The sequence below is a fragment of the Aerosakkonema funiforme FACHB-1375 genome, from assembly GCF_014696265.1.
GTDB lineage: Bacteria > Cyanobacteriota > Cyanobacteriia > Cyanobacteriales > Aerosakkonemataceae > Aerosakkonema > Aerosakkonema funiforme_A.
This window is the reverse complement of record NZ_JACJPW010000056.1, coordinates 42,321-52,973: the sequence shown is the minus strand read 5'-3', so window position 1 is coordinate 52,973 and position 10,653 is coordinate 42,321. Positions and strand designations below refer to the sequence as shown.

The 10,653-nt window shown below is 43.3% G+C and carries 5 protein-coding genes and 1 pseudogene; 4 read left to right on the top strand and 2 right to left on the bottom strand.

Annotated elements, in window-relative coordinates:
- Positions 1-92: 92 nt before the first annotated feature.
- Together H6G03_RS21165 and H6G03_RS21160 are read right to left on the bottom strand one after the other, a co-directional pair.
- Complete coding sequence (locus H6G03_RS21165) at positions 93-2,999, bottom strand: GAF domain-containing protein (protein ID WP_242060442.1); 2,907 nt, start codon at positions 2,997-2,999, stop codon at positions 93-95.
- Positions 3,000-3,184: 185 nt separating this feature from the next.
- Positions 3,185-3,436, bottom strand: a pseudogene (locus H6G03_RS21160) (zinc ribbon domain-containing protein); the annotation flags it as partial.
- A 315-nt stretch (positions 3,437-3,751) separates the two neighbouring features.
- Here H6G03_RS21160 and H6G03_RS39830 point away from each other — a divergent pair.
- From H6G03_RS39830 to H6G03_RS21145, 4 genes are all read left to right on the top strand, one after another.
- Positions 3,752-3,940, top strand: coding sequence for a hypothetical protein (locus H6G03_RS39830; protein WP_456057577.1), 189 nt, complete (start codon positions 3,752-3,754; stop codon positions 3,938-3,940).
- Between the two features lie 136 nt (positions 3,941-4,076).
- On the top strand, positions 4,077-4,247 hold the full coding sequence (locus tag H6G03_RS21155; protein WP_190467933.1) for a hypothetical protein: 171 nt from the start codon (positions 4,077-4,079) through the stop codon (positions 4,245-4,247).
- A 27-nt stretch (positions 4,248-4,274) separates the two neighbouring features.
- A complete protein-coding gene (locus H6G03_RS21150) occupies positions 4,275-6,131 on the top strand; it encodes a response regulator (RefSeq protein ID WP_190467930.1) in 1,857 nt (618 codons plus the stop codon).
- A 67-nt stretch (positions 6,132-6,198) separates the two neighbouring features.
- Entirely contained in the window at positions 6,199-10,650 is a 4,452-nt protein-coding gene (locus H6G03_RS21145) for a PAS domain S-box protein (RefSeq protein WP_190467927.1), read from the top strand.
- Positions 10,651-10,653: the final 3 nt, after the last annotated feature.

Sequence of the window (10,653 nt, the reverse complement as noted above, 5' to 3'; positions counted from 1 at the left end):
AAATACCAGCATTTTACGTTGTTGTGCCTGACATAAATTATTCTAGCACGAATCAAGAAAAGTCCCCCTGGAAGGGGGAGGCTTTAGACCCATTAATTTCGGTAAAGTTCGGATTGCTGAATGGCGATCGCCATCTGATTAGCTAGCTGCTGAAGTAATTCAACTTCCCAAGCTTGCCACTCTCTGGGTCGATCGCACTGATGGGTAATCAGCAGTCCCCAAAGGTTATTTTTTTGGATAATCGGGACGACCAGTTCGGCTCTCACTTGAATCTGTGCGAGAAATTCCACCATACAGGGAAGCAAAGCTTCGTTGCCAAGGCGGTCAGTTAGAGTGTAGATTTTTCCTTGAGCATAAGTTTGACGGCAGTGTTCGGGGAACGCCTCTTCGGATAGGGTAATGTTGGCAATTTTTGGCCATTCTGGTGCGATCGCTTCAGCTATAACAGTTCCGGTACAATCAGGCCAAATCCGATATACTACTACTCGGTCAGCCGCCAGCAACTGTTGCACTTGACTAACACTCGTGTTGAGGATTTCTGCCAGGTTGAGGGATTGGCGGATTTGTTGAGCGATCGCCACCATCAACCGTTCTCGTTCCATCTGTTGTTGTAAAGCAGCTTGAGAGCGTTCTAGCGCCTGAGTTCTTTGTTGAACTCGCATTTCTAATTCTTGATTGAGTTGCTGTAAAGCAGCTTCGGCTTGTTTGCGTTGTGTAATATCACGCTGTACCGCTACCCAATTGGTATACCAGCCTTTCTCATCCGCAACTGGAACAATACTGAGTTCAACCCAATATTGAGAGCCGTCTTTGCGACGGTTAATTAGGTCAACTCGCACAGTTTGCCAATTTTGTAAGGCTGTGCGAATTCGATCTAAAGCCGTTCGGTCTGTGTTATCTCCTTGTAAGATACGCGGTGTTTTGCCTAAAACCTCCTCTAAGGTATAGCCCGTCATACAAGTGAAGGCAGGGTTGACGTAAACAATCCGGGGGCCAGGTTCGTCAATGGGTTCTGCTTCAGTAATTACTACTGCATCGTTAGTTGAGGTGACGACGGATTCCAACAACCGCAGTTGGGCTTCTCTGTTTTTGCGATCGCTAATTTCCACCGCAGTTCCCAGCATCCGCACCGCATTACCATCGCTGTCATCGAAAAATTTCCCCTTCGCCTCAATCCAGTGGATGCTACCATCAGGCCAAACTACTCGGAATTGATGTGAGTAATCCTGCCTTTGAAGGCGCGATCGCTCTACTGCTAATGCGATCGCCTCTCGGTCTTCTGGATAAACACAAGCTTCAAACGCTCCATAAGTCCCCTCAAATGTTCCGGACTCCAACCCAAATAACTGTTCGTGACCGCTTGACCAAGTAATGCGATCTGTCAGCAAATCCCAATCCCAAATTCCCATTTCGGCTGCTGACAAAGCTAACGTTAATTGCTGATTAACTTTAGCGAGTTCATCAGCTTTACGTAACACAATACTGACGATCGCACTTCTCAATTCTAAAGCTATTTCTATTTCGCACTGCTGCCAAGGTAAAGATTTACATCGAACCGTTTCTTGCCATAGCTCGAATGATTTGCGAGGCGTTAGACGTATGTCTCCATTCTGTTTAACTTCAACGGGCTTATTCGGATCGCCTGCCCAATTTACAGTTTGAATAACTTCCGGACGAAACCACAAAATATAATGCTTTTGTATATTAGATATAGAAAGCGCTAGCAAACCACTAGCGACTTCTTTAAATTTCTCAGCGGCTGGATATAATTTAAGTAAACAATCCGTATTAAAAATATCTCGATCGTTGGTTGTTGCCAACCAATTGATTAGCTCTTGAATATCAGCTAACTCAGGCGTTTGACCGATGAGGGTTAAACTTTCAGTGGCATAAATAGCTGCCCCTTGAGCGCCTACTAAGTCTAGTAAATTACTTCTCTCCTTGAGTAAACCATCTACAAAGCTCTCTTCTTGAGAAATAGCTTCAACAAATTTAGACTGAATCGAGTTTAACTGAATTCGGTAATCCAATTTCTCGTTGTCTTCTTTAGAAGCTAATTCTAAAGCCATAACTTTTCCTAAAAGCTCACAAGCAGTACGGATTTCATAAGAAACATACCTTGGTGACTGATGATGACAAGCAATTAGCCCCCAGAGTTTTTGGTTCCGAATTAACGAGATTGACATTGAAGCCCCCACACCCATATTTTTGAGATACTCAATATGGATAGGTGAAACACTTCTTAAAACACTAAAGCTAAGATCTAGCGGTCGATCGGTAACTGGATTATCAACAGGAAATAGTTCTACAGGTTGATAATTCACATCCGGAATTAATCGCAGCAAATTGAGTCCATACAAATGCCTTGCTTGGCGGGGAATGTCTGAAGCTGGATAGTGTAAGCCAAGATAAGAAGCCAATTCCTCTAATTTATCTTCAGCGATGACAGTACCCGCGTCTTCCGCATCGAATTGATAGACCATCACGCGGTCAAACCCTGTCAGTTTTCGCACTTCCTCCACGATCGCTTGACATAGCTGATTCAAAGTGGTTGTTTTTTGGATTTTAGTAATGGGCGCTTGAATTAAATGATAAAGGCTAAAAAAATTACTAAATTCTTTGGAAGTAACGGGTTCTAATTCAAGAATTAGCGCACCATCAGAACGATGGAGAATGCCATCAAAGAACAGTTCTCCTTTTTGAGTATTGATAGATAACTTGAGTGGATTGATTGTTCCCAGCCCTTCAGCTAATTTTTTCTGAATCTGCTCAATTAGTTGCGAGTCGAGAAAGGTTTGTAATTTTTCTTCCAATAATTCCTGGGGATGAATACCGAGGATTTCCGAAGTATTGTGGCTAACTTGTAAGATTTTTAGTTGAGGTTCTTGCAAAGCAAAAAGGATTCCGTGAGGCTGAATCAATCCCGGAATGTGAATAGGTTCTTTGTCACAATTGGTCAAATCGACGGGAGGGGAAAATAAGAAGTCATTCTGATTCATCGTTAATTTTGTCTTTTGGGATTTTTCTTATAATAGCCCTAAATTTAGCTGATCTCCGACTTTTCTCAGCAGCCGGAGATATCAACTCGATCTTGAGCGAACATGGGCGATCGACTTGTGTGAGCGATCGCATCTTTGGACTTTAGTGCAAGCTTTTTCGTGTTAATACTGACTACTTATGTGAACTACCCAACACCCATCTGAGTACAGATAGGGTGTGGGCTTCCCAATTCACGGGGGATTGCCTCTGCCGCCATAGATTTTTTACGTCCTGATGACTTTGGTCTTATATCCCCTCCCTGGGCAGAAGCGCTAGTTCCTAACGCCCATAATCGCAAACCTTCATTTCTAATATTGATTGCAGCATTGATGTCTCTATCATGCTGTCTCTGGCAGTGAGGGCAATCTACAAACCGTACACCCAATGAATCATAACCACACATATTTTTATAGTTGTGTCAACCAAAACAAAATATGCAAGCTCGTTTCGTCGTTGTAGTCTTCCTGGTTTTCGCTGCGCTCAAATATAGTCAGACTACACTCCTCAACTCACTCGCAATTCATCTCAACACTGACAGCCGTACAGGTACAGTGTGAGCCTTCTTGCTGTTTAAGGTAAAGTTTGATAACTTCAGCAGTTCTTCATATTTCGACTATAAAGTTAAATTATCGAAAGAAAACACTCATTTAACCTGTACCAAGATAACTTTCATTAACCGTCTTTCAAAAGCTTTAGCTAATTCGAGGTCTTTATGTCAGATTGTCCTTGTTGCTCTCACACTATGCTCCGACATATCCGCAGTAACGAAGTATATTGGTTTTGCCGGAATTGCTGGCAAGAAATGCCTAATTTTGAGCAAAAGCGCACTAGGTCAATATTAGTTAACTTATCAACTACTTTAGGGATTCGAGAGCAAACTCCTGCGTTGATTAAGATGTAAAGCTTTTCCTCAAGATTCTCGCTTGATTTGAGAAAACTTCCTTTTTTACACAAGCGCTCTTAAAGCTTTAATAAAAATTAATTCAACTACTTGATTTTTAGGCAATACTCTAAACAGTTGACGATCTTACCTTGCTTTGTTCATACCTTATCCCGTACATGGTTTAATTGGGGAAGCGGTAATTGAAGCTGCCGATCGCGCCCTGTATCAAGCTAAACATGAAGGACGAAATTTGGTTAGAGTGTGTCTGCCAGTTTTACTTACTCGCTTGTTACTAGCTGAAAGTTGTTATAAACAGATTTACTAACTTTTGGGTAAATAAGGAGAAGTTTTGATGAAAATACTACTCATAGAAGACGATAGCGCCACGGCAGATATCATAATAGAAACACTGACAAATTATCATTGGATTGTCAAACGTGCTACTGATGGAGAGATAGGATTACAACTGGCACAAACTCAAGAATATGACTTGATTTTGCTCGATATTGGCTTACCCAAATTGGATGGTATTACTCTGTGTAAGCGACTTCGGAGTGAAGGGTATGAGAATCCCATCTTATTATTAACGGCAAAAGATAGTACAGAAGCTCAAGTGATGGGGCTGGATGCAGGAGCCGATGATTATATAATCAAACCGTTTAATATAGAGATATTATTGGCTAGAGTGCGGGCATTTGTACGCAAGGTAAAGACGTTACCAACGCTCGTAAATTATGAAAATATTCAACTTAATTCAGCAAATGCTGAGGTAATTTGTGAGGGAAAAACTTTGCCTCTCACGGCTAAAGAATATTGTTTATTAGAACTTTTTCTGCTCAATCCCAAACGTATTTATACGCGCCGATCTATTCTCGATCGCCTTTGGGATTTCGCCGAAGCACCAGGGGAGGAAACAGTTACTACCCATATTAAATGCCTGCGTCAAAAACTGAAAGCCGCTGGCGCGACAGATCCGATCGAAACAGTTTATGGGTTGGGATATCGGTTGCGATCGCCCCAAGTTGCCGCTTTACCTTCCCCTAAGACTCAAACAAATTTACCATCTAATTCTCCAACTGAAAAATCTGCTGCCGATCGAAAAGCCCAGGCGGTGACATCAAAAGTATGGAATCAGTTTAAAAGTAAATATGTCGAGCAGATTAAAAATTTGGCAGAACTAATAAATGTCCTCAATTCGGGAAACTTTTCGCCAGAACAGCACCAAGAGGCGACAAGTTTAGCACATAAATTGGTCGGTTCGTTGGGAATGTTTGGATTAATTGAGGCGGCGCAGCAAGCGAAACAGATTGAGCTTTTCTTGAGAGCAAATCCCTTACAAACGATACAAATTCAGGAAGCGATTAAATTAGTTCGTTTGTTGCAGCAAATAATTGAACAAGCCCAAACACAAGCACCCCCGAAAGTGCAGGCATCTCCACAAAGTCCCCCCTCAGATGCTTTATCCTCCCGAATTTTGATTGTAGACGACGACTTGGTATTAGCCGATCGCTTACGAATAGAAGCGATCGCTTGGAATCTTCAGGTAGAAATTGCTACCGATCTAAAAGTTGCTCGTCAGATGATCGCTCAGAGTCTGCCGAATATCATTTTGCTGGATCTCAGCTTTCCGGGCGCAGAAGATGGGTTGACTTTGATGGCAGAAATTCAGGGGCGAGTACCCAAAATACCTGTAATTATCTTTACAGCACGAGAAGATTTGCCCGATCGCATAGCTGCTGTTCGTTTGGGGGTAAGCGCATTTGTTCGCAAACCCCTCTCAGCCCAGGAAATTCTCAAAATTGTTACCGATGTGCTAAAGCAAAAGCCTCAACGAACTAGGGGCGATCGCGTTTTGATTGTCGATGATGACCCAGGCTTTCTCAATTCCCTATCAACATTATTATCCTCTTATGGTCTACAGGTAACAACCTCTGACCATCCCCAAGAATTTTGGCAAGTGTTAACTGCCTGTAAACCTGAAGTGCTAATTCTCGATTTAGAAATGCCTGAATTTGATGGCATTGAACTATGTCAAGTGGTGCGTGCAGACCCTCAATGGCAGCATCTCAAAGTAATAATTTTGTCAGCCCACACGGAAACGGATACGATCGCCAAAGCTTATGCTGTCGGGGCCGATGCCTACATCAGTAAGTCTATACCGGGAACGGAATTGGCCACCCAAATTTTATACCGTCTCCAGAGGTGGTGATATGATTGCCGATCGTGGTAAAAATGCTTAAAAATAAGCTAACAACTCCAATACCAGAAAAAGCATTATGAAAAAGAGAGCGTATCGCCTGTTACTGCCCTACATAGTGGCGATCGCCTCTACGGGAATCGCCCTGCTGCTCACACTCTGGTTAGAGCCGTTAATGAGCCGGACGATCGGCGCGTTTTTCTATATCGCCGTAATTGTGAGTACCTGGTATGGCGGCATTCGTCCGGGTTTTGTAACCGTTGTGCTATCAATATTGGCACTCAACTATTACTTTATTCCTCCACTGCGCCAGTTCTGGGGAACAACTCCCGATGATGTGTTGCGATTGGGCATTTTTACTGTAGTTGCTCTCATGATTGCTTTTATTGGTGGAGATTTGCAGGAAAGCAAACGCAAAGTCGAACAACTCAGTCGGAAATTGCAGCAAGAGAGTGCCGAACGTCTAAAAACAGCTCTAAATGCCGCCCAAATGGGAATGTGGGATTGGGATATAGTAACGGGGAAAATTACTTGGTCGCCGGAACATGAAATGTTATTAGGTTTAGCGCCTGGTAGTTTTGATGGTAGGTATGAAACCTTTGATGCTTGTCTTTATCCTGAAGATCGAGAAGGGTTAGAAAAGGCGATCGAACAATCCTTAAACCATCGCATTCCCTATCAGCATGAGTACCGAGTTGTTTGGGCAGATGGTAGCGTTCACTGGGTTGAAGGACGGGGAAAAGCTTTTTATAACGAACAGGGGCAACCTGTGCGAATGTCGGGAACGATTATGGCGATCGATGCCAGAAAAGAAGCTGTAGAGAAGTTGCTCGCAACTTCTCTACAGCTGCGACACCAATTTGAGCAACAACAATTGGTATCACAGATTACACAACGCATACGAAATTCGCTCAATTTACCAGAAATCCTGCAAACAACAGTAGATGAAGTGCGGGAATATCTGAAAACCGATCGCGTAATTATTTTTCAATTTACCCCGGCTTGGGGTGGAACGATCGTAGTTGAATCGGTGGCAGATGAATGGATGCCGCTTTTACCGCTCCAGATTTTCGACCCTTGCATAGGAGAAGAATATGTCGAACCATTCAAAAAAGGCTTAGTTACAGCTAAATCTGATATTTATAATTCCGGTATTAGTCCCTGTCATGTTGAATTCCTGGCACAATTGCAGGTAAGAGCAAATTTAGTAGTTCCCGTGATGAAGGGCGATCGATTGTGGGGGTTACTGGCTGCCCATCACTGCGAAGCGCCTCGCCAGTGGGAAGAGTCAGAAATCGACCTCTTACAGCAATTAGCCGCCCAAGTTAGCATTGCGCTTCAGCAATCCGAGTTATTTCAACAAGTACAAACAGAACTGGCAGAACGCAAGCAAGCCGAAGCCGCGTTGCGAGAAAATGAAGCTCTCCTGCGATTATTTGTCCAGTATGCGCCTGCTGGTATTGCTATGTTTGACAGGGATATGCGCTATATGATGGCAAGCCAGCGCTGGGTAGATGAATATAACCTGATTTCCCTTGAATCCCTGATTAATCGATCGCACTACGATATCTTTCCCGAAATTCCCGAACAATGGCGACAAATTCATCAACGCTGTTTGGCTGGCGCGATCGAGAAATGCGATGACGATTTGTTTGTGCGGGCAGATGGAACTCAGCAATGGATATCCTGGGAGATTCACCCCTGGTATACTGCTACAGGTGAAATTGGTGGCATTATCCTTTTTTCTGTTGATGTTACTAAGCGCAAACAGGCAGAAGTAGCCTTACAGGAAAAGCAAAATCAGATTCAGCAGCAACTAGCTGAAATTGAAACTATCTACCATTCTGCACCAATTGGGTTGAGCGTTTTGGACAGCGAACTCCGCTTTGTCCGAATTAATCAACGATTGGCAGAAATAAACGGGCTTCCTGTTGAAGCACATATCGATCGCACGGTGCGTGAGATAGTACCCAATCTGGCTGATAGTGCCGAACAACTATTGCACTCTGTCTTAGAAACGGGGGAACCTGTTCTCAATGTAGAAATTATTGGGGAAACACCAGCGCAACCGGGTGTACAAAGAACCTGGGTAGAGAGTTGGTTGCCCTTAAAGGATAGCGATCGGATTATCGGTATTAATATCGTTTGCGAGGAAATCACCGATCGCAAACAAACTCAACTTGCCTTAGAACAATTAAATGCCGAACTTGAGCAAAGAGTGGTTGAGCGCACCGCAGAACTGACTGTCGTTAACGATCGCTTACTAGAAGCTTTATTAGAACAACAACATACTCAATCCCTATTATCAGAAAAAGCGCAATTGTTAGATTTAGCTCACGACACGATCGTGACCCTGGATTTGAATTTAGTGATTACTTTCTGGAACCAGGGGGCAGAAAGAATGTATGGTTGGACTCAATCCGAAGCCTTGGGAAAAGAATCTTATCTTCTTTTGCAAACTCAATTTCCCCAACCATTAGCAGAGATTCAAGCCCAATTGTTTGAACGAGGCTACTGGGAAGGAGAATTAATAGAGCGCGATCGCAATAATCAATCCCTAATCGTAGCTAGCCGTTGGGTAGTGCAGAAAGACGAAATGGGTAGACCGATCAAAATCCTCAAAATAAATAACAACATTACTGCCCGTAAACAAGTAGAAATTGCCTTGCAAAAATATGCTCAGGAAGTTGAAGATCTTTACAATAATGCGCCTTGTGGTTATCATTCTTTAGATGATGATGGGGTAATAATTCGGATCAACAACACAGAATTGAATTGGTTAAGCTATACTCGTGAAGAGATTTTGGACAAAAAGAAATTTATCGATTTAATTACCCCAGAGAGTAGAAAAATTTTTTACGAGAACTTCCCTATATTTAAGCAACAGGGTTGGATCGATAATTTAGAGTTTGAGATGATCGGTAAAGACGGGACAAGCCGCTGGGTAAGCATAAATGGTACTGCAATTAAAGATGAAGCCGGAAACTTTTTGATGAGTCGCTCTACCCTGTTTGATATTAGCGATCGCAAACGCATTGAAAAAGAACGTAACCAAGCAGAAGCGCTTCTAAGAGAAAGTGAAGAACGCCGCCGCCTAGCACTGGATTTAACCCATATCGGCTTCTGGGATCTACACCTGCCCAGCGGCAAAATCTTCTGGAATGACAATCACTTCACCTTACTGGGTTTAGTTCCCGATCGAATTGAGCCAAACTACGAACTTTGGCGCAGTCATATTCACCCGGACGATCTCGGCTGGGTTGAACCTCTGTTTATGGAATCGATCGCTAACCACAACGATTATGCTGCTGAGTATCGGGTAGTTCATCCCAACGGTTCTCTACATTGGTTGATGGGACGAGCTAGGGCAATTTACGATGAATTGGGACAACCTTTAAGATCGATCGGAGTGCTGCTGGATATTAGCGATCGCAAACTCATTGAAGAAGCTTTGCGTCAAAGTGAAGAGATATTTCGCTCTCTCAGTGAGTTCTCTCCCATCGGCATTTTCCTCAGCGACGTTGCAGGTAAATGTATCTACAGCAATCCTTGCTATCAGAAGATTGTCGGATGCACGAATGAGGAAGCATTGGGAGATGGTTGGAAAGAATTTATTCATCCCGACGATCGCGAATGGATGTTTCAATATTGGTCAGATGTAGTAGCCGCAGGTAACGAAGGATTATTTAACGAACTGCGCTACCAAGACCGTCAAGGGGGTGTTCGTTACAGTCAAGTAAGAACCGCACCAATTAAGTCAAGCGATGGCACAATTATTCTTTTTGTGGGAGTTGTAGAAGATATTACCGAACGGCGCAAAATTGACCAAATGAAAAAAGAATTTATTTCAGTGGTCAGTCACGAACTAAGAACGCCTTTAACTTCAATTCGCGGTTCTCTAGGATTGATTGCTGGTGGCGTGTACGACAAAAAGCCGGAAAAAATGAAGCAAATGATCGACATTGCCGCTAGAGAAAGCGAACGCTTGGTGCGTTTGGTCAACGATATTCTCGACTTGCGGCGATTGGAATCGGGACAAGCAAAATTCAACTTCCAGCCGTGTGCTGCTAGCACCTTAATTCAGCAATCGGTTAATGTGATGCGCTCTCAAGCCGAACAAAACCATATTACTCTGTCGAGCGTGCCTTCTGAGGTAGAAGTTTGGGCAGATCCAGATGCGATCGTACAAATCCTCACTAATCTCCTCAGTAATGCCATTAAATTTTCCGCTATAGAGTCAACAATTACCATCAGCGCCAAACTAACCCAGAAAGAAGGCCCTTCCTACGGGGTTTTCTCTGTCCAAGACCAAGGTCGCGGCATTCCAGAAGATAAGCTGGAAGCCATCTTTGGACAATTTCAGCAAGTCGATGCCTCAGACGCTCGTGAAAAAGGCGGCACTGGCTTAGGGCTGGCTATTTGCCGTAATATAATTGAACACCACGGTGGTAAAATTTGGGTAGAAAGTGTGTTAAACGAAGGCAGCACATTTTATTTCACTCTTCCTTTAGGGAATGCGGAAAAAACCTAAAAT

Bases quoted from the DNA above. Each gene is read 5' to 3' on its own strand.
- H6G03_RS21165 (WP_242060442.1), bottom strand. From the start codon at position 2,999: ATGAATCAGAATGACTTCTTATTTTCCCCTCCCGTCGATTTGACCAAT.
- H6G03_RS39830 (WP_456057577.1), top strand. From the start codon at position 3,752: ATGTCAGATTGTCCTTGTTGCTCTCACACTATGCTCCGACATATCCGC.
- H6G03_RS21150 (WP_190467930.1), top strand. From the start codon at position 4,275: ATGAAAATACTACTCATAGAAGACGATAGCGCCACGGCAGATATCATA.
- H6G03_RS21145 (WP_190467927.1), top strand. From the start codon at position 6,199: ATGAAAAAGAGAGCGTATCGCCTGTTACTGCCCTACATAGTGGCGATC.